This is a genomic window from Actinomyces stomatis, assembly GCF_031292835.1.
Classification (GTDB): domain Bacteria; phylum Actinomycetota; class Actinomycetes; order Actinomycetales; family Actinomycetaceae; genus Actinomyces; species Actinomyces stomatis.
Window position 1 is genome coordinate 168,390 of sequence record NZ_JASPEP010000002.1, and the last position, 19,047, is coordinate 187,436.

The 19,047-nt window shown below is 69.6% G+C and carries 16 protein-coding genes; 3 read left to right on the plus strand and 13 right to left on the minus strand.

All coding sequences use genetic code 11. From position 1 onward, the window contains the following. Positions 1–3: 3 nt before the first annotated feature. Together RIV12_RS02020 and RIV12_RS02025 are read right to left on the minus strand one after the other, a co-directional pair. Positions 4–2,262, minus strand: coding sequence for an ATP-dependent DNA helicase RecG (locus RIV12_RS02020; RefSeq protein WP_309321973.1), 2,259 nt, complete (start codon positions 2,260–2,262; stop codon positions 4–6). Positions 2,263–2,421: 159 nt separating this feature from the next. Continuing rightward, the gene (locus RIV12_RS02025; RefSeq protein WP_309321852.1) at positions 2,422–4,383 is read right to left on the minus strand and encodes a DAK2 domain-containing protein; all 1,962 of its coding nucleotides are present in this window, start codon (positions 4,381–4,383) and stop codon (positions 2,422–2,424) included. Between the two features lie 518 nt (positions 4,384–4,901). On the opposite strand from RIV12_RS02025, the gene rpmB reads away from it, so the two are divergent. Continuing rightward, positions 4,902–5,093 carry a 50S ribosomal protein L28 gene (gene rpmB / locus RIV12_RS02030; RefSeq protein ID WP_003785965.1) on the plus strand — a complete coding sequence of 64 codons (192 nt, stop codon included), beginning with the start codon at positions 4,902–4,904 and terminating at the stop codon, positions 5,091–5,093. A gap of 99 nt (positions 5,094–5,192) precedes the next feature. Here rpmB and RIV12_RS02035 read toward each other — a convergent pair whose 3' ends face one another. The 7 genes from RIV12_RS02035 to leuC form a co-directional block, all read right to left on the minus strand. Next, entirely contained in the window at positions 5,193–6,302 is a 1,110-nt protein-coding gene (locus RIV12_RS02035; RefSeq protein ID WP_309321854.1) for a thiamine-phosphate kinase, read from the minus strand. Further along, positions 6,289–7,455 carry a D-alanine--D-alanine ligase family protein gene (locus RIV12_RS02040; RefSeq protein ID WP_075419023.1) on the minus strand — a complete coding sequence of 389 codons (1,167 nt, stop codon included), beginning with the start codon at positions 7,453–7,455 and terminating at the stop codon, positions 6,289–6,291. Before RIV12_RS02040 ends, RIV12_RS02035 begins: the two co-directional genes overlap by 14 nt. 88 nt (positions 7,456–7,543) lie before the next feature. Next, entirely contained in the window at positions 7,544–8,599 is a 1,056-nt protein-coding gene (locus RIV12_RS02045) for an NAD(P)H-dependent glycerol-3-phosphate dehydrogenase (RefSeq protein ID WP_075419022.1), read from the minus strand. After that, a complete protein-coding gene (locus tag RIV12_RS02050) occupies positions 8,596–9,363 on the minus strand; it encodes a lysophospholipid acyltransferase family protein (RefSeq protein WP_075419021.1) in 768 nt (255 codons plus the stop codon). Before RIV12_RS02050 ends, RIV12_RS02045 begins: the two co-directional genes overlap by 4 nt. A 129-nt stretch (positions 9,364–9,492) precedes the next feature. Next, the gene (gene murA, locus RIV12_RS02055) at positions 9,493–10,815 is read right to left on the minus strand and encodes a UDP-N-acetylglucosamine 1-carboxyvinyltransferase (protein ID WP_309321857.1); all 1,323 of its coding nucleotides are present in this window, start codon (positions 10,813–10,815) and stop codon (positions 9,493–9,495) included. A 248-nt stretch (positions 10,816–11,063) separates the two neighbouring features. Beyond that, positions 11,064–11,717 carry a 3-isopropylmalate dehydratase small subunit gene (gene leuD / locus RIV12_RS02060; protein ID WP_075419020.1) on the minus strand — a complete coding sequence of 218 codons (654 nt, stop codon included), beginning with the start codon at positions 11,715–11,717 and terminating at the stop codon, positions 11,064–11,066. A gap of 84 nt (positions 11,718–11,801) precedes the next feature. Continuing rightward, on the minus strand, positions 11,802–13,325 hold the full coding sequence (gene leuC, locus RIV12_RS02065) for a 3-isopropylmalate dehydratase large subunit (RefSeq protein WP_309321859.1): 1,524 nt from the start codon (positions 13,323–13,325) through the stop codon (positions 11,802–11,804). Positions 13,326–13,535: 210 nt separating this feature from the next. Here leuC and RIV12_RS02070 point away from each other — a divergent pair, with 210 nt between their 5' ends. After that, complete coding sequence (locus RIV12_RS02070; protein WP_309321861.1) at positions 13,536–14,285, plus strand: IclR family transcriptional regulator; 750 nt, start codon at positions 13,536–13,538, stop codon at positions 14,283–14,285. A gap of 51 nt (positions 14,286–14,336) precedes the next feature. Here the strand turns inward: RIV12_RS02070 and RIV12_RS02075 are convergent, their stop codons facing one another. From RIV12_RS02075 to RIV12_RS02085, 3 genes are all read right to left on the minus strand, one after another. Then, entirely contained in the window at positions 14,337–15,479 is a 1,143-nt protein-coding gene (locus RIV12_RS02075; RefSeq protein ID WP_309321862.1) for a glycosyltransferase family 4 protein, read from the minus strand. 82 nt (positions 15,480–15,561) lie between these two features. Then, the gene (nrdR, locus tag RIV12_RS02080; RefSeq protein ID WP_075419016.1) at positions 15,562–16,017 is read right to left on the minus strand and encodes a transcriptional regulator NrdR; all 456 of its coding nucleotides are present in this window, start codon (positions 16,015–16,017) and stop codon (positions 15,562–15,564) included. Between the two features lie 107 nt (positions 16,018–16,124). Further along, positions 16,125–16,865, minus strand: coding sequence for a LysM peptidoglycan-binding domain-containing protein (locus tag RIV12_RS02085; RefSeq protein WP_309321864.1), 741 nt, complete (start codon positions 16,863–16,865; stop codon positions 16,125–16,127). A 213-nt stretch (positions 16,866–17,078) separates the two neighbouring features. Here RIV12_RS02085 and lexA point away from each other — a divergent pair, with 213 nt between their 5' ends. Beyond that, a complete protein-coding gene (gene lexA, locus RIV12_RS02090; RefSeq protein ID WP_075419014.1) occupies positions 17,079–17,870 on the plus strand; it encodes a transcriptional repressor LexA in 792 nt (263 codons plus the stop codon). Between the two features lie 76 nt (positions 17,871–17,946). Here the strand turns inward: lexA and RIV12_RS02095 are convergent, their stop codons facing one another. Beyond that, positions 17,947–18,948, minus strand: a complete 1,002-nt coding sequence (locus RIV12_RS02095; protein WP_309321866.1) for an L-lactate dehydrogenase — start codon at positions 18,946–18,948, stop codon at positions 17,947–17,949. Between the last annotated feature and the right edge of the window lie 99 nt (positions 18,949–19,047).

Here is a 19,047-nt window from a genome sequence, read left to right on the forward strand (position 1 = left end):
GCTTCACGCTCTTTCGAGGAAGGCCTGAGACTCCTCATCGAGGCGCTCGACGATCGCCGCGGCCAGGGCCCGGTGCTCGCTCAGCTGCGGATCGGCGGCCACGATCCGCTCGGCCTGACGCCTCGCGGTGGCGATGAGGTGGGCATCGCGGGTCACGCGCAGCAGGTCCAGCCCGGAGGTACGACCCGACTGGGAGGCCCCCAGGACATCGCCCTCGCTGCGCAGCTCGAGGTCGGCCTCGGCCAGCGCGAATCCGTCCGTGGTGGAGGCGAAGGCCTTGAGCCGGTGGAAGGCGGTGGAGCCGACCTCTGCTCCGGTGACCGCCACGCAGAGGGACGGTCTGCTGCCGCGCCCGACCCGTCCACGCAGCTGGTGGAGCTGGGACAGGCCGAAACGGTCGGCGTCCAGGATGACCATCATGGAGGCCTCAGGCACGTCCACCCCCACCTCGATGACGGTGGTGGACACCAGGACCGGAGTGGCACCCGAGGCGAAGTCCGCCATGGAGGCGGCCTTGTCCTCGCTGCTCATGCGTCCGGTGAGGACTCCGACGCCGATGCCCTCCAGGGCGGGCTCGTCGCCCAGTCGCTGCCTCCACTCCTCGACGGCGGCCAGCGGGCGGTCGGGCTGCGAGCCGTCCCCTTCACCCGTCAGCGGCTCCGGTGCCCGCTCGTCATCGGTCTCGAAAGCCGGCGTGCCCTCCACCTGCGTCTGTCGGGTCTCGTCGTCGACCGCGATCCGTGGGCAGACGACGTAGACCCGCCCTCCGGCGGCGACCTCCTTGGCTGCGCGCCGCCAGATGCCCTCCACCCAGGAGGTGCGCGACCACGGAACGAGGTGGGTGGGAACGGCGCTGCGTCCGGCGGGCAGCTCGTCGAGGACGGAGGTGGCCAGGTCGCCGAAGACCGTCATGGCAATGGTGCGCGGAATCGGGGTGGCGGTCATGACCAGCAGGTGGGGCGTGCGGCTCTGGCCGGTGACCGGGTCGGTGAGACCGCCGCGCTCACGCAGGGCGTCACGCTGGGCGACACCGAAGCGGTGCTGCTCGTCGACAACGACCAGGCCGAGGAAGGGAATCTGCACCGTGTCGGACAGCAGGGCGTGGGTACCCACGACGATCGCCGGCTCGCCGGCGGCCAGGTCGGCGAGGATCTGACGGCGCTGAGCGGTGGGGGTGGAGCCGGTCAGCAGGTGGACGCGGGTGGCGCGTTCGGCGCCACCGAGCATCCCGAGTCGGGCCATGGGGCCGAGAACCGCTTCCAGCGAGGAGTGGTGCTGGGCGGCGAGAACCTCGGTGGGGGCCAGGAGGGCGGCCTGCCCTCCCCCTCCGATCACCTGGAGCATGGCGCGCAGAGCCACGAGGGTCTTGCCGCTTCCCACGTCTCCTTGAAGAAGCCGCTGCATGGGAACCGTGCGGGCCAGGTCGGCGGAGATCTCCTGACCGACCCGTTCCTGTCCGGCGGTGAGGTCGTAGGGCAGGCGGGCGTCGAGGTCCGCCCTCAGGGAGCCCTCTGTCTCCGGTACAGGCCAGGCAACCGCGGTGCGGGTCGCCTCATGATGGGCTCGGCGCTGAGCCAGGGCGACCTGCAGGATCAGGGCCTCCTCGTGGCGCAGTCGGCTTCGGGCGGCCTTCCACTGGTGGGAGTCCTCGGGCCGGTGCACCCAGCGGTAGGCGGTGTAGGCGTCAACCAGCCCCGCCTCACGCCGTAGCTCCTCGGGGAGAGGGTCGGCGACGTCGCCCGGCTCCAGCTGGTCCAGGACGATCCGCACCGCCTTGGCCACCAGCCAGGACGGGAGGGCCTCCGTGCCCGGGTAGATGGGCACGGGGCGGGCCAGCAGAGCCTCGCGCTCGGCCTCATCGAGCTCGTCGAGGACGTACAGGCGAGGGTTGGACAGCTGCTTGCGTCCACGGTGAAGTCCCACCTTGCCGCTCAGCAGGACGGTGGTTCCGGGGGCCAGCTGGGTGGCACGGGCACGCATCTGGCCCGCCGCACCGAACTGGACGAGGTCCATGGTGGAGGCGCCGTCGGTGACGGTGGCCTCCATGAGAGCCGGCACCCGGCCGGAGCGGGTACGCCGGGAGGAAGCGCGCACGACCTGGGCCTGGATGGTGGCCTGCTCACCCTCGACGAGCGTACGCATGTCGGTCAGATCCCCCCAGGTGTCGTAACGCCGGGGCAGCAGGCGCAGCAGATCCGCCCCGGTCTCCACCCCCTGCTTGGCGAGCTGGGAGGCCGTGCGCTTGCCCAGGAGGCGGGTCACAGGACGCTCGAGCAGACCGACGCTGCCGGGGCGGGGCGTACGGGTTGAGCGATCAGACGAGCCGGGCACGACCCCACCCTATGACGAAGGAGCCTCGGAGCCGTTCATGACCCGACGCCGTGATCCGACCGTGTGGCCACTCACCGGGCCTGAAGACGGCTACTCGATGGCGATGAGGACGTCCGGGTGCTCCTGGCCGCCCGCATGAACGGCGACCTCCACGTCCTCACCGACCACGTGCCCTCGGGCTCCTACCGCCGCACTGGCGGCCAGGGCACCGACATCGCGGCCGGCATTGCGGCCGGTGATGACGGTGAGCAGCTCATCGGAGGGCCGCAGCGCCGAGGCCACGGCGCGAGCCACGGCCTCGGCATCGGCCTGGGCTCCGTTGAGGGCGATGGTGCGCAGCCCCGCGGCGGCGCTCCAGGCTCGGCGGGCCAGCTCGGCCAGCTCGGTCTCCTCGCCCCTGCCGGCCAGGGCGACTGCTGCTGCCAGGACCCGGGCCTCGTCGTCGGTATCGCACACGAGGAGCTGAATGCCCTCGGCCGCGTAACGCTCCGACTGGCCCCTTGTCTGCACCCCGGCGCGGGCGGTCTCGCGAGCGACTCCCACCTTCCGGGTCCCCGCAGGCGGGCGGACGGTGGAGACGGCAGAGCGAGCCGCCAGGAAGCGCGCGGCGTCGTGGGCGGCCTCGGTGCAGGCGGCGTCACAGGGCAGCACGATGACCTGGGAGGCCCCCAGATCCGCGGCGGCGCGGGCGATGCCCTCCCGGTCGGGATTGAGGACAACGGCGGCGTCGGAGCGCGCGAGCTGCTCGATGAGCCCGGGAGCGCGGGTGCAGGCAATGACACCGACACCGGACTGTCGCGAACGCACGGCCAGGCGTGGGGCCTCCGCCGGTGCGGGGTGGGGCACGGCCGCCTGGGAGGGGTGCATGCGCACCGACTTCGCCTTGCGCTCGGCCCGGCGTGCGGCCAGGCGCTCGAAGGAGACCACATGCCCCGTGGGGTCGGAGTCGAGCGCCCCCCACGGGGACGGAGGCTCGTCTGTGGAGCTCACCAGGGCGGTGGGGTGGAGATGGTGGATGCAGATCTGCCGGGCGCGACCCGCGTGCGGCAGGGCGGCACGCGGCGTGTCGGTATGGACGTGAACCTGGTAGAGCCCCACCCCCAGGGCGTCCGGGGTGCCGACGACACCCACGGAGTCACCGACGAGCTCCAGATCTCGGCGCAGCTGACCCGCCTGGACCGCGGTCGCCTCCAGCAGGTACATCACCTCGAACTCACCGGTGGACATGCCCAGGGGCTCGGGACCGACGCTGTGCGGCACCCCGCCCGCAGCCAGATCGGTGAGCATCTGCCGGGCGACGGCGGTGTAGGGGGCGTGCTCGTCGGCGTCCTGGTGGCCCTGGCGCAGCTCTGGAGCCTCAGCCGTCCCGCCGCCGGCGTCCTGAATCGCGTCGATGGTGTCCGACAGGCAGGTCAGCAGCAACATGAAAGCCGCTCCCCCGGCATCCACCGGACCGTGCCCGAGGCCCGCTGTCTCCACAACGGACTCCTGGGCACCGAAGGCGGCAGCAGCGGCGATGAGACTCAGGGTCGCGGGCGAGCTCGCCGTCGCCTCCTCCAGCGCGGAGCGGGCGGCCGTGGCCGCGTCCCGAGCCACCGACAGCAGGGTCCCCGAGACCGGACGGGAGACCGCGGCCCAGGTGGTGTCCGCCATGGCCTCATAGACGTGCACGAGCTCAACGGGGCGCAGGCCGGTGGGATCGGGGGCCTCGGAGCAGACATCGGCGAAGGCCGCCAGCGCCTGGGAGACCAGAAGACCCGAGTTCCCCCGGGCGCCTCGAACGGCGCCATCGGCTGCGGCACGGGCCACCTGGGCGACATCAGCGGCCCGCCCCAGACGGTGGAGGGCGTCGGAGGCCGAGCGCAGAGTGAGCAGGACGTTGGTTCCGGTATCCGCATCCGGCACGGGGAACACGTTGAGGACATCCACGAGGTCCCGGGTCTGATCGGCGACGATCTCCGCCAGCGCGATCCAGCGCCGCACTGCGGCCCCCTGCAGCACATGAATCCCTGAGACAGGGGTAACGGGGCGGTGTCCTTGCGACTGCGCCATCTTCGCCTCCCCTGGGTCCTGGCTACGACCGGCACACCATGTGTTTCACGCTGCGAACACCTTTTGTTCCATTGCATGATCTGCATATGTGCAGGCGTTCAGCGAGCCTGGTTCATGGCTGGGCCGAGCCTTTGGATTGATATGTGGTTTCAGGGTACCTGCCCGGGCACATTCCTCCCACCGGAGCGGGACGCCCGCACACGGACCTCTCTCAGCGCGCTGGAGAACCGATGGGTATCCGGGACACCAGCACGCTGGTCAGACCAGCTACCACCGCACCAACCTGGAGCACACACCCTTCAGGTAGTGAGATACAACACACCACCAACCCTATCCACACCCCTCCCCCAGGCTTCACGCAGGACGGCATGTGCCCGAACGCACGCCACCGCGGCTTGGGGGGCCACACAGAGGTCCGCTATTGTGTTCGGGTTGCCCAGCGCCCCACGCCTGGGCGGTAAGACCTGACGCCGGGCATCGGCCTGAGCGTTGAAGCATTGAAGATCAGGAGTGAGACCGTGGCTGCTGTGTGCGACGTTTGCGGCAAGGGCCCCATCTTCGGCAAGAGCGTCTCGCACTCCCACGTGCGGACCAACCGCCGGTGGAACCCCAATATCCAGCGTGTGCGTGCTCTCGTCAACGGCGCCCCCAAGCGCCTCAACGTGTGCACGTCCTGCCTCAAGGCCGGGAAGGTGACGCGCAACATCTGAGCGCATCATCTCGAGTCCTTCGAGCACGAGGCCGCCGCTGCGCAAAGCAGTCGGCGGCCTTTGTCGTGCCCCGTTTCTCTTCAACCGGGTACAGGCCCGTCAGGCGTGAGAGAAGTGGTCCCAGCCGGTGTGCTCCTGCGCGAATTCTCCTGCGAGGAGGATGCCCGGCCGGTGCCCCAGCACTCGGGCCGGTGAGGACTGCGGGCTCAGGACCCGGCCGATCACTCTGGCCCCGGCGGGTAGCCGCTCGAGGGCGTCTGCCGGGACGGTGGCGAGCAGTCCGTGATCCTCTCCCCCGGTGAGCAGCCAGCTGCGGGCCAGGGCGCGAGCCGTTGATTCGTCGTGGCCGCTCACGAGCGCTGCCACCGGCTCGAGGAAGGATACGTCCGGCAGGTCTGCTGGATCGTCGAGATCGATGACGACGCCGCTGGCTCGGGCGATCCGACCGGCGTCGCGCAGCAGCCCGTCCGAGACATCCAGCATGGAGGTGGCACCGGCCAGCGCCAGATCGCGGCCTGCTGCCAGGGGCGGGGTGGGGGCCCGGAATGCCTCGATGCAGGCCTGGGCCCGAGCCTGCTCCTGGCCGCCGAAGACGGAGGCGTGCGAACCCGACGCATAGTCAGTGCCGGCGCCGAGTAGGGCGAGTCCCCCCGCACTGCGCCCCAGGGTTCCAACATGGACGACGACGTCACCGGGCCGGGCGCCGCTTCGCAGAACCGGTGCGCGGCCCTCGAGGTCACCCAGGACCGTGACGGCCACGACCAGTGAGTCACCGGCGCTGAGGTCGCCGCCCACGACACCCGCCCCGCAGGGCTCGCATCCCTGGGCCAGTCCGCGGGCGAAGTCCCGCACCCAGCCGACCGATGTGGCCGCAGGCATGACCAGGCCGACGACGAGTGCAACCGGCCTGGCACCCATGGCGGCGGCGTCGGCGAGGTTCTGGGCCGCGGCCCTCGCTCCGACGTCACGGCCGGTGGACCACTCGGTACGGAAGTGGCGGCCCTCGACCAGGACATCGGTGCTCACCACCGTGTGCGAGTCGGGGAAGGACAGCACCGCACAGTCGTCCCCCGTGCCGACGGGTGTCTGAGGACCACGGGGCAGGAGGGGGGTGATGACGGCGAGAAGCTCCTCCTCGCTGAGGTCACCGACCCGCACGTCCTCACCCGCGTCCCCGTTGCCGGGTGGGTCCTTCTCAGCGGTTGACATCAGTGGAGCGGGCCACGGCCAGCTCGATGAGCTCGGAGACCAGCTCGGTGTAGCCCAGACCGGAGACCTGCCACATATAGGGGTACATGGAGAAGGGTGTGAAACCGGGCATCGTGTTGATCTCGTTGACGACCGCCTCGCCGCTGTCGGTGAGGAAGAAGTCCACCCGGGCCAGCCCCTCGCAGCCGACCGCCTCGAAGGCCCGTGCGGCGGTGTCCATGATGAGTGCGCGCGCCTCGGGGCCGATGCGCGCCGGGCAGACCATGGCGACGGCGTCGTGGGCCAGGTACTTGGTCTCGTAGTCGTAGAACTCGCCGGCGCCATGGGAGGCATCCATGGCGATCTCACCGGGCTCGGCCACCCTGGGGGCGTCATCGTCGCGGCCCTGAAGGACGGCGACCTCGACCTCGCGTCCCACGATGCCGCTCTCCACGAGGACCTTGGGATCGACCGCGCGGGCCGCCTCGATGGCCCCCGGGAGATCCTCAGGGCGGTCGACCTTGCTGATGCCCAGGGAGGAGCCGGCACGGGCGGGCTTGACGAACAGAGGGTAGGTCAGGGACCGGCATGCCTCCAGAATCGCCTCGGGGTCGCGTTTCCAGGCGTGTGGGCCGACGACGACGTGCGGCGCCGTGGCAATGCCCGCGGCCCCCAGGAGCACCTTGGTGACCTGCTTGTCCATGCCCGCGGCGCTGGCCAGCACCCCGCAGCCGACGTAGGGAAGGCCCATCATCTCCAGCATGCCCTGGATGGTTCCGTCCTCGCCGTAGGGCCCGTGCAGCAGTGGCAGAACGACGTCGACCCGCCCCAGGACCTCGGGCCCCGCGGAGCCGAGCACTGTGAGCTCGCCGCCCCCCAGGGGTGCGGTGAGCGTCCCCCGCCCCAGACCGTCGGCGGTGATCGTCACCGGAGGCCGGCTGTCGCTGAGCTCGAGGGCGGCAGGATCGTCCTCGACGAGCAACCACTGGCCCTCGGGGGTGATACCCACGGGAAGGACCTCGTAACGGTCGCGGTCGATGGCTGACAGGACGCCGGCGGCGGTGGCGCAGGAAATCGTGTGCTCACCGCTGCGTCCGCCGAAGACGACGGCAACACGCACTTTGGAGTTGTCAGAACTGGGGACGGAGGGGCCGGTTTCCTGGAGGGCTGTCATAGGTCCCACGCTACCGCGCGGCGCCCCACATGCTGATAACGCACAAGAAACCCGGATTAAAGCCGACTTTCACTGGGCGTGGAGCGCGCTAGGCCTGAGACGGTGCCGCGTGGACGCCCTCGGCCTTGCGAGGACGGGCCAACAGTGCGTCAGTCACCTGGGCGACGCTGGCGGCCCCCTCGACGACGGTGACGACTCCGGCGGTGATCGGCATGTCCACGCCGTGAGCCCGGGCCAGGTCGAGAACGGCGCGGGCCGACTTGGCTCCCTCGGCCACGCCTCGGGAGGCCGCAGCGGCCTCGGCCACGCTCATCCCTTCGCCGAGGTGGCGGCCGAAGGTCTGGTTACGGCTCAGGGGCGAGGAGCAGGTGGCCACCAGGTCCCCCATGCCGGCCAGCCCGGAGAAGGTCTCCGGGCTGGCCCCGAGCTTCAGTCCCAGGCGGGTGATCTCCACCAGGCCCCGGGTGATGATCGTGGCCTTGGAGTTGTCCCCCAGGCCCCGGCCGGCGGCCGCGCCGACGGCCAGGGCGATGACGTTCTTGACCGCCCCGCACAGTTCGACGCCCAGGACGTCGGTGTTGGTGTAGGGACGGAAGGTGCCGGTGGCGCACAGGGAGGCGATCCGGGCGGCGACCCGCTCGTCGTCGGCGGCCACCACGGTGGCGGTGGGTTGGCCCGCGGCGATCTCGTCGGCCAGGTTGGGGCCGGAGACGACCACGACGCGGGAGGCGTCGATGCCCAGGGCCTCGGCCAGGACCTCGCTCATCCGCAGCCCGGTGCCCAGCTCGATGCCCTTCATGAGGGAGACGGCCACGGCGTCGTCGGCCAGGGTGCCCCGGAGGGGTTCCAGGACTCCTCGGGCCTCCTGGGAGGGCACGGCCACGACGACGATGCCCGCCCCCTCGACGGCTCCGGCCAGATCGGTGGTCGCCTTCAGGCCCGGCGGCAGACGATGACCGGGGACATAGCGCTCGTTGGTGCCGGCATTGATCTCCTCGGCCACCTCCCGACGCCGGGCCCAGATCGTCGTCGGAGTACCGGCCTGGGCCAGGAGGCCGGCAAAGGTGGTGCCCCAGGCGCCTGAGCCGATGACGGCCGCGGTCTGCTGCACCGGTGCACTCGTTGCGCGTTCGACGCCGTTCACTGGCCGTCCTCCTGAGTGTCCGCCTCGGGCAGCGGGTCGGGGCGGCGCACGCCGATCCTTCCCTTGCCGGGGTCGCCGTCATAGTGCATGTCGAAGGGGCGGGGGGCCTTCTCGCCGCGGAGCTCCTCCACCAGGGAGGTGATGGCCCGCATGATCTCGGCGGTACAGGCGCGCACGGCCTCGCGGTCCTGGGTGTCCTGCCCGAAGCGGGATAGGTCCATGAGCTCACCGATGGTGACGCGCACGTCCTTGCGGGGGAAGGGGTGGAAGGAACGCCCGTAGGTGTCCAGGATCTCATGCGCGCCCCACTGCCCCATGGGCAGGACGGGGGCGCCACTGGTCATGGCCAGCCGGGCCGCCCCGGTCTTGGCCACCATCGGCCACTTGAGGGGGTCCCGAGAGAGCGTGCCCTCGGGGAAGATCATGATGGCGCCGCCGTCAGCCAGGACCTCACTGGCGGCCTTGAGGGCCGTGGCCGCATTCTGGGTGCCCCGCTGGACCGGGATCTGGCCGCCGGCCCGCAGGATGGACCCGAGCACCGGCACCTTGAACAGGGTGGACTTGGCCAGTGAGTAGACGGGAACATCGGCGTCAACCAGGGCTCGCATGGCCGTGAGCGAGTCGAGGTCGGTCAGGTGGTTGGCCACGGCGATAAAGCCGCCCTCGCGGGGGATGTTCTCCAGACCGGTCACCTTCTGCCGGGAGACCATCTTGAGGAACGGGATGATCGCCCCGCGCGCGGCGAAGCGGTAGAACGGAGTCATGGGGCGTGTTGCAGGCACAGGTGAACTCTATCCGCTTCAGCGCGCTGAACGAGGTTCTCCGAGCCGAGCCCGAGTCCTGCCCGTGCGCTCCGCCGACCTCGCTGAGAGCGCCGGCTGAGCGGTTCCGCATCAGGCCAGGCGGGTGACGGCGGCGTTGAGGGACTCCAGCTTGGACATGAAGTGCTCGTAGCCGCGATCGATGAGGTTGACGCCTTCGACGCGGCTGGTGCCCTCGGCGGTCAGGGCCGCGATGAGGTGGGAGAAGCCACCGCGCAGGTCAGGGACGACGATGTCGGCACCGGTCAGCGGGGTAGGCCCGGAGATGACCGCCGAGTGGTAGAAGTTGCGCTGGCCGAAACGGCACTCGGTACCGCCCAGGCACTCTCGGTAGACCTGGATGGTGGCCCCCATCTTGCGAAGGGCACCGGTGAACCCAAAGCGGTTCTCGTAGACGGTCTCGTGGACGATGGACAGGCCCTGGGCCTGGGTGAGCGCCACGACGAGAGGCTGCTGCCAGTCGGTCATGAAGCCGGGGTGGACGTTGGTCTCCACCACGATCGACTTCAGGTCCCCACCGAGGTGGTAGAAGCGGATGCCTTCATCAGTGACGTCGAAGGCGCCCCCCACCTTGCGGAAGGTGTTGAGGAAGGTGGTCATGTGGCTCTGGTGGGCTCCGCGCACGAACACGTCCCCACGAGTGGCCAGGGCGGCAGAGGCCCAGGAGGCCGCCTCAATACGGTCGGGCAGGGCCGAGTGGGTGTAACCGCACAGCTCGTTGACGCCCTCGACGTGGATGGTGCGATCGGTGTCCACCGAGATGATGGCGCCCATCTTCTGCAGGACGTCGACCAGGTCCATGATCTCGGGCTCGACGGCGGCGTTGCGCAGCTCGGTCAGCCCGTTGGCGCGCACAGCAGTGAGCAGGGTCTGCTCGGTGGCTCCGACTGAGGGGTAGGGAAGCTCGATGACGGTTCCGTTGAGACCGTGAGGCGCGGTCAGCCGGATGCCCTGCGCCTGCTTGTCGACCACGGCGCCGAACTGACGCAGGATCTCCAGGTGGAAGTCGATGGGGCGATCACCGATACGGCACCCGCCCAGGTCAGGGATGAAGGCCTCCCCCAGGCGGTGCAGGAGCGGACCGCAGAAGAGGATAGGAATGCGCGAGGAGCCGGCGTGCGCGTCAATGTCCGCCATATGAGCCGACTCGACCTTGGACGGGTCCAGCTGGAGGACGCCCTCCTGCTGGTCGTAGTCGATGCTCACGCCGTGCAGGCTCAACAGCCCTGAGACCACGTCGACGTCACGAATGAGCGGGACATTGCGCAGCACCGAGGGAGACGACCCCAGCAGCGCCGCCACCATCGCCTTGGGAACCAGGTTCTTGGCTCCGCGGACGGTGATCTCACCAGTCAGCGGGCGACCGCCCTCGACCTGGAGCAGACCGTCGACCATGCACACCTCCATGACGTCATCTGGGCGTGCCGCGCGCGTGAGCCGCTCACCCATCCCCGCGCAGGCGCGCGAGGCCGTCCCAGCATAAGCGCACCGGAGGGGCTCCCAGGACCTTTTTCAGGGCTGTATCAGGTGGCCTTCGACTCACAGAGAATCCCGATTATTCCTATCCAACACCGTTCCAATGCGGATGAAATTCGGAGGAGGAACTCTTTGAGCGGGCAGGATCCGAACCGCCCAGGTCCCGCTCAGGGCCGGGGCATGTCCGCGGCCCGGGCCGAGACGACCTCCTGGGTCGGCAAGTGCTTGGCCGGCAGGGTACGCGGCTTGAAGGCCGGGCGGGCCTCCTCGTAGGCGCGGATGGCGTCCTCCTGAGTGAGGGTCAGGGAGATGTCGTCGAGCCCCTCCATGAGAATCCAGCGCACGTAGTCATCGATGGCGAAGGCGCAGCGGAACGATCCGGCCTCAACCGTACGGTTCTCCAGGTCCACCGTCACCTCGGTGCCCGGCTCGGTCTCGAGGATCTTCCACAGCTGCTCGCAGTCCTCCTGGGAGACCACTCCGGCCACCAGCCCCTGCTTGCCGGCGTTGCCGCGGAAGATGTCGGCGAAGCGAGGCGCCAGGACGACCTTGAACCCGTAGTCCTTGAGCGCCCACACTGCGTGCTCCCGCGAGGAGCCCGTGCCGAAATCAGGGCCGGCGACGAGCACGGAAGCTCGTTTGTAAGCGTCCTGATTGAGGATGAAGTCGGGCTCACCGGCCCGCCAGGAGGCGAACAGGGCGTCGTCGAAGCCCGTGCGGGTGATGCGTTTGAGATACACCGCCGGGATGATCTGGTCGGTATCGACGGCGCTGCGCCGCAACGGGGCACCGATGCCCGTGTGTCGGATGAACTTGTCCACAGTCTTTGAGCTCCTTGCCTCAACTCGGCCTCTACTGGGCCTCTACTCGCCTGTATGCCTTCGTCTCCCGATCGGCAACGTCCTCTACAGGACGGTCGCAGGAGGCGCGGTGGAGACCGGCGCAACCGCCGTGACCGTTGGGATGTCGCCCGCATCCGGAGCGGAGCCGGCGGAGGTGCCCGCATCCAGCGAGGCGGCAGGCCGTGGCGGCAGATCCCCTGGCGCCGACAGCGCCCCCCGCACGGCGGTGGCCGCGGCGACGACGGGCGAGACGAGGTGGGTCCGTCCACCTTTTCCTTGACGTCCCTCGAAGTTGCGGTTGGAGGTGGAGGCCGCGCGCTCCCCGGAGGAGAGCTTGTCGGGGTTCATGGCCAAGCACATGGAGCAGCCGGCGTTGCGCCACTCGGCACCGAAGCTCGTGAAGACCCGGTCCAGCCCCTCGGCCTCGGCCTGCAGACGCACCCGGGCGGAGGCCGGCACCACGAGCATGCGCAGCCCTTCGGCCTTCTTGCGCCCACGCACCACCTCGGCGGCGGCCCGCAGGTCCTCGATACGGCCGTTGGTGCACGATCCGATGAAGACGGTGTCGACCTTGATGTCACGCAAGGGCGTTCCCGGAACGAGGTCCATGTACTCCAGGGCTCGTTCGGCGGCGAGCCGCTCAGTGGCGTCGGCGATGTCCTCGGGGTCGGGGACGCGCGCCGACAGCGGCAGGCCCTGCCCGGGATTGGTGCCCCAGGTGACGAAGGGCTCGATGTCCTCGGCCTGAAGAACCACCTCGGTGTCGAAGACGGCATCGGGATCGGTGCGCAGGCTGGACCAGTACTCCACGGCGGCGTCCCAGTCCTCGCCGACAGGTGCGTGAGGACGGTCCTTGAGGTAGTCGAAGGTGGTCTGGTCCGGGGCGATCATGCCGGCCCGGGCCCCGCCCTCGATGCTCATGTTGCAGATCGTCATCCGGGCCTCCATCGAGAGCTGCTCAATGGCCCGGCCACGATACTCAATGACATGCCCCTGCGCCCCGTTGGTGCCGATCTTGGCGATGATGGCCAGGATGATGTCCTTGGCCCCGCTGCCCGAGGGCAGGTCTCCGTCGATGGTGACGCTCATCGTCTTGAAGGGGGCGATGGGCAGGGTCTGAGTGGCCAGGACGTGCTCGACCTGGGAGGTGCCGATGCCGAAGGCGAGCGCCCCGAAGGCGCCGTGGGTGGAGGTGTGGGAGTCGCCGCAGACCACGGTCATGGCGGGTTGAGTCAACCCCAGCTGCGGGCCGACGGCGTGGACGATCCCCTGGTCGGAGTCCCCCAGGGAGTGCAGACGCACCCCGAACTCGGCGCAGTTGGCGCGCAGGGTCTCGATCTGGGCGCGGCTGGTGACGTCGGCGATCGGTAGATCAATGTCCACGGTGGGGGTGTTGTGGTCCTCCGTGGCGATGGTCAGGTCGGTGCGACGGACCTTGCGTCCGGCCAGGCGCAGCCCCTCGAAGGCCTGGGGGCTGGTGACCTCATGGACCAGGTGAAGGTCGATGTACAGCAGGTCTGGTGCACCGTCGGTACCCTTGGACACCACATGATCGCGCCAGACCTTCTCGGCGAGAGTCATTCCCATCGACTTCATCCTCTCAGCAACAGGTGTTCCCGATCCGCCCCGCACTCAGGAGCGCCCGGAGACGCTGCTGGCCCGCACAGACCGCACGAGGCGGCCGCGCCGCATCCGAGGCCACCGAGCACCGCCTTGACCCCAGGATGCTGACACTGCGCCGCTTCCCGGGACGACCCTAACTTGAAATCTCATACCTTGAAATGACAGTATCAGATTATGGACAGCCCCTTAGAGAACTCCCCGGAGAACGACAGCAGCGGCGTCGGCGTGATCGACAAGGCGGCCCTGGTGATGAGCGCGCTGGAGTCGGGACCGGCGACTCTGGCCCAGCTCGTGTCCACCACGCACCTGGCCCGCCCCACGGCGCACCGCATCGCGGTCGCCCTGGAGTTCCACCGCCTGGTCACCCGCGACTCACAGGGACGCTTCATCCTGGGCCCCAGGCTCACCGAGCTGGCCAGCGCCGCGGGCGAGGACCATCTCCTGTCCGCCGCCGGACCGGTGCTGGCGGCCCTGCGCGACAAGACCCACGAGTCGGCGCAGCTCTACCGCCGCCAAGGTGACGTGCGCATCTGTGTGGCCAATGCCGAGCGCCCGATCGGACTGCGTGACTCCATCCCTGTGGGCGCCACCATGTCCATGCAGGGCGGCTCGGCGGCCCAGGTGCTCCTCGCCTGGGAGGAGCCAGACCGCCTGCACCGCGGCCTGGTGGGAGCCCGCTTCACCGCCACCATGCTCTCGGCGGTCCGACGTCGGGGATGGGCTCAGTCGGTTGGCGAGCGCGAGCCCGGAGTCGCCTCCGTCTCGGCGCCGGTACGCGGCCCCGGAGGCAAGGTGGTGGCCGCGATCTCGATCTCCGGCCCCATTGAGCGCATGGGGCGCCAGCCCGGCCGGGTCCATGGACACGTGGTCATGGCCGCAGCGCGTCGGCTCTCCGAGGTGCTCAGCGACACAGGCACCGTCTGACGGGGCCGATCACCCCCTCGCCCCGGCGCCGGCTCGCGCGCCCAGCCGGGCTCACGCACCTGCCAGGTCGATGGCTCGCCGGTACGCCTCGACGTTCATCTGCACCACGGAGCCCCACTCAGGCAAGGGGACGTTCTCGTAGTTGTGGGCCTTGATGCGCTCGAGCAGCTCGTCATCCCCCAGAAGAGTGGCGAGCTCGCGGGCCAGGCCGGACTCGTCGTCGGCCAGGAGACCATCAACACCATCGGTGACGAAGTCGCTGACTCCGCTGGAGCGCAGAGCGACGACCGCCAGTCCTGCACTGCGGGCCTCAAGGGTGGAGATGCCGAAGGAGTCGGCGGGCGAGGTCTGCAGGTAGATGTCCGCACGCGTGAAGGCCTGGGCGAGCTCAGTGCGCTCAACGCGCCCCACGAGCGTGATGCGGTCGGGCAGGCCGGATTCGGCGACCTCACGGGCGAGCCTGTCGCGCAGCGGGCCGTCCCCGTAGATCCTGAGGAGCGCATCGCTCCCGGGGGTGCTCCTGACCGCCTGGGCGAAGGCGCGCACGACCTGTAGAGGGCGCTTGCGCTCGACCCACCGCAGGGAGGCCACGACCGTGACCGGTCGGTGAGGCTGTCGTCCCTGGGGACCGGGGCGTTCCAGGCGCCAGTCCTCGACGGTGATGCCGTTGGGCAGAACGGTGACGGGATCCTGAGCGCCGGCGCGCTTGACCTCGGAGGCGAGCATGGAGGACACGGCTGTCAGGTCGGCACCGCCGCGCTGCCACAGGCGCACGGGACTGGCGGGCCCCAGCACCCCGGCCACTGACGCCCAGGGCCCCAGGACGCAGTGGAAGGTGACGGACAGGGGGAGCCCCACCCGCCGGGCCGCGGCGATGCCGGACCAGGCGAAGGGCGAGACGATGCCGACATGGGCGTGAACGACGTCAGGACGCAGACGGGACAGGAGGTCATCGAGCTCGCGCCCGGCTCGGGGATGAACGGGCAGCTCACTGGGCAGGTGCGCGGTGGTTCGGTAGACGGGGAAGCCATCGGCTCTCTCAACGCTGCGGCCACGACCACCACCCACCGGCGTTGCGGTGACGACGGCGGGCTCATGGCCGGCCCGCTTCAGGTTGCGGGCGAGATCCCGCACCTGAGTCTCGATGCCGCCCAGTCGCGGCGGGTAGCAGTCGGAGACGATGAGGACGCGCATAATCTCAGTTTGCCACGTCCTTCTTCGACAGAGGCCCCTGACGGACTCCTCACGCCGCGCAGGCCCTCATCGGCCACTGACGCTAGGAGACCGCCTCGGCGTTGCGCAGCCCGGCAATGGCCTTCTCGAAGTCCTCCAGGGAGTCGAAGGAGGAGTAGACCGAGGCGAAGCGCAGGTAGGCGATCTGGTCCAGCTCACGCAAGGGGCCCAGGATCGCCAGCCCGACGTCGTGGGAGTCGACGAGCGCCTGACCTCCTGCGCGAATGGCCTCCTCAACCTGGTGCGCCAGAAGCGCGAGCTGATCGTCGGAGACGGGACGCCCCTGACAGGCGCGCCTGACCCCGACCACGACCTTGTCCCGACTGAAGGGCTCGACGACACCGGAGCGTTTCCGGACCGACAGGCTGGCGGTCTCCAGAGTGGTGAAGCGGCGCCCACACTGCTGACACTCACGACGACGACGGATCGAGGTGCCGTCCTCCGCGGTCCGGGAGTCGACAACGCGCGAGCCGTCATGACGGCAGAAGGGGCAGTGCACGCCTGCGACCTCCGATCTCACTGGACTACGTGTCAGTCCATCGGAGAGTAAACGCCCGGCGGGCCGCCCCGCAAGCCCGCCTCAAGGTGCGATCCGCGCACCAGTTCTCACGCCGTAGGCACCTCAAGCGTCTGCCCGGCACGGACGGCGGTTCCCTGGAGATCGTTGAGCTCGACGATCCGGGCCACCATCCCCGGGACGTCCGAGGTCCCGCTCGACTCGGCGATGTCCCACAGGGACTGTCCGGGACGAACAACTGTGGTGGTCGTGTCCGCCGATACGTGAGCAACGGCCGTAGCGGGGACCGGTGAGACCAGGCCCGCCAGGGCTCCGATGGTCAGTCCGCAGCAGGCGAGCACGAAGGCCGCGACAATGACTGCGGAGCCGCTGCGAAGAAGTCGCAGCCCCTCCCGGGAACGCGCCTCTCCCCCAGCCGCCTCCCTCGAGCTGGACGGGCTGGATTCATTCCCCCCAGCGTCCTGAGCGGCGTTGTTCTGCCGCCCCTGCTCCTGCTGAGCGCCACGTCGCAGCCCGGCGGCTCGCACTGCCGGGTGCTGAGGGGCCAGCCTCTCCAGCTCCGCGCGACGATCACGCAGAGCCGCGGGTGTGGCGGGGCGACGCATCGCCGGCGCCGCCGGGACGCAGACGGATGCGGGCATGGGGCGCAGCGGACCGCCGACGCTGCGCCGCACGGGAACCTCGGGGACGAAGTCGTCGGTGACCAGCCTCAGCCGAGGCCGACGGGAGGACTGCCCGGCACCCCGGCCATGGGCCGATCCCGCGACAGGCTCATCAGTCCGAGCCCGAGAAGCCTGGCGGGACGGCAGTGGGATGGCGATGACGCTCACAGCAACCTCCTGAACACATGTTCGACGAACGCTTGTTCGACACATTAGCGCCTGAAGGGCGACACGTCCAGCACCTCTTCGAACATGTGTTTGAATCGTGGTCGTCTCGCCGGTAGGCTGGTCGTGTCCAAGACGATCACGGACCACCGACATCTATTCCGCGCCCTTGACGCCCCCGGGCCTGAGGGCCGTCCGGCAGGGAGGGCAAGGACCATGAGCACCACAGCAGACCGGGGCGCCTCACCGGCTCCAGGGCCGCACGCCGGAACCGGCGGTTCTGAGGCGACCAGCGCAGCGACGGTCACGGAGGCCGTCAGCGGCCTCGACACGCGCGCCCGTGCGGTCTATGAAGCTGTCCGCGAGGCCATCGCCGCCCACGGGTACCCGCCCTCACTGCGTGAGATCGGCGAGCAGGTGGGACTGACCAGCCCCTCCTCCGTCAAGCACCAGCTGGACAAGCTCGAGCGCCTGGGCCTGGTGCGCCGAGACCCCAATCGCCCTCGGGCGATGGAGGTCGTCACCGCCGACAGCAGTCCCAGTGGCCGCGCAGCCGCCTCCGGCGGCACCGCTCACATCTCCTCACTCGACTCCCCCAGCATCCCCGGCGTCGAGGACGGGGACGCGGTCGCCGTTCCGCTGGTGGGACGGATCGCCGCCGGAACCCCGATCCTGGCAGAGCAGGACGTCACCGACGTCATGGCCCTGCCCCGCCGCCTGACCGGTGAGGGCGAGCTCTTCATGCTGGAGGTGCACGGGGACTCGATGATCGATGCGGCCATCTGCGACGGTGACTGGGTGGTGGTGCGCTCCCAGCCAGACGCGGCCAACGGCGAGATCGTGGCGGCCATGATCGAGGATGTCGACGGCGCCTCGGCAACGGTCAAGGTGCTCTCGCGTCGCGACGGCCACCAGTGGCTGCTCCCCCGCAACTCCAGCTACCCCCCGATCGACGGAGACCATGCCACGATCTTGGGCAAGGTGGTCACGGTGCTGCGTGCCCTGTAGTCACGCACGGCAGCCTGCATGAGAGAAGGACCGCCCCGGTCAGCGGGGCGGTCCTTCAGTGGTTCAGACCGACGGCTCAGTAGCCCAGGCCGCGTGCGACCTCACGCAGGTGGTCGGCGGAGGCGATCAGGCGCTCCCTCTCATCCGAGGTCAGGGGCAGCTCGAGGCGACGCCCGGCGCCCTCACGTCCCACGATCGTGGGTACGGCCATGCACACGTCGGAGATGCCGTGCCAGTCGTCCAGCAGCGGGGAGATGGTCAGCACCCGCTGCTCGTCGTTGAGGACGGCACCGATGATGCGCTGTACGGCCAGGCCGACGGCGTAGTTGGTGGCGCCCTTGCCCTCGATGATGCGGTAGGCGGAGCGGACCACGTCGTGGGCGATGCGCTCGCGCTTGGACTCGTCGAACGCGCCGCCGTCGAGGGTGGTGCCCCACTGGGTGATCGGCACGCCACCGATCTCGGTGGAGGACCACAGGGGCACCTCGGAGTCGCCGTGCTCACCGGCGATGTAGCCGTGGATGTTCTGAACGGCCGTTCCGGTCTCCAGGGAGATGAGGTAACGCATCCGGGCCGTGTCCAGCACTGTGCCGGAGCCGAAGACCTGGTTCTCGGGCAGGCCGGTGATCTTCTTGGCGCAGTAGGTCACCACGTCCACCGGGTTGGCCACGAGCACGAAGATGGCGTTGGGGGCGACCTCGACGAGCTTGGGAAGGATCTTCTCCATGATGCCGACGGTGGCGCCGGCGAGCTCGAGGCGGGACTGGCCGGGCTTCTGCTTGGCACCGGCAGTGATGGCGATGACATCCGCATCGCGGCAGATCTCGGGGTCGTCGGATCCCGAGACGGAGCCGGCGGAGGTGAACTGGATTCCCTGGGCGATGTCGAGGGCCTCGGCCTCGACCTTCTCCTTGACGATGTCCTGCAGCACGACCTCGCGGGCAACACCCTTGGTCACACAGGCGTAGGCGAGGGTGGAACCAACGGCCCCAGCACCAATGACAGCGACTTTGGAGGGGCGGCCGGAACGGTTGGTGGGGTAGGAGCCTTCAGCGATAGTGGTGATGTGGTCTGACACGTTCTTCTCCTCAATGGGATCTGCTGGGCAGGACCGCAGGGGCGCGAGCACCCGCTCACGCCAAGCCTACGTGCAGTTCCTCCCGAGGGGCACATACCG

Bases quoted from the DNA above. Each gene is read 5' to 3' on its own strand.
- RIV12_RS02025 (WP_309321852.1), bottom strand. From the start codon at position 4,383: ATGGCGCAGTCGCAAGGACACCGCCCCGTTACCCCTGTCTCAGGGATT.
- RIV12_RS02035 (WP_309321854.1), bottom strand. From the start codon at position 6,302: ATGTCAACCGCTGAGAAGGACCCACCCGGCAACGGGGACGCGGGTGAG.
- RIV12_RS02040 (WP_075419023.1), bottom strand. From the start codon at position 7,455: ATGACAGCCCTCCAGGAAACCGGCCCCTCCGTCCCCAGTTCTGACAAC.
- RIV12_RS02050 (WP_075419021.1), bottom strand. From the start codon at position 9,363: ATGACTCCGTTCTACCGCTTCGCCGCGCGCGGGGCGATCATCCCGTTC.
- murA (WP_309321857.1), bottom strand. From the start codon at position 10,815: ATGGTCGACGGTCTGCTCCAGGTCGAGGGCGGTCGCCCGCTGACTGGT.
- leuC (WP_309321859.1), bottom strand. From the start codon at position 13,325: ATGGGAATGACTCTCGCCGAGAAGGTCTGGCGCGATCATGTGGTGTCC.
- RIV12_RS02070 (WP_309321861.1), top strand. From the start codon at position 13,536: ATGGACAGCCCCTTAGAGAACTCCCCGGAGAACGACAGCAGCGGCGTC.
- RIV12_RS02075 (WP_309321862.1), bottom strand. From the start codon at position 15,479: ATGCGCGTCCTCATCGTCTCCGACTGCTACCCGCCGCGACTGGGCGGC.
- lexA (WP_075419014.1), top strand. From the start codon at position 17,079: ATGAGCACCACAGCAGACCGGGGCGCCTCACCGGCTCCAGGGCCGCAC.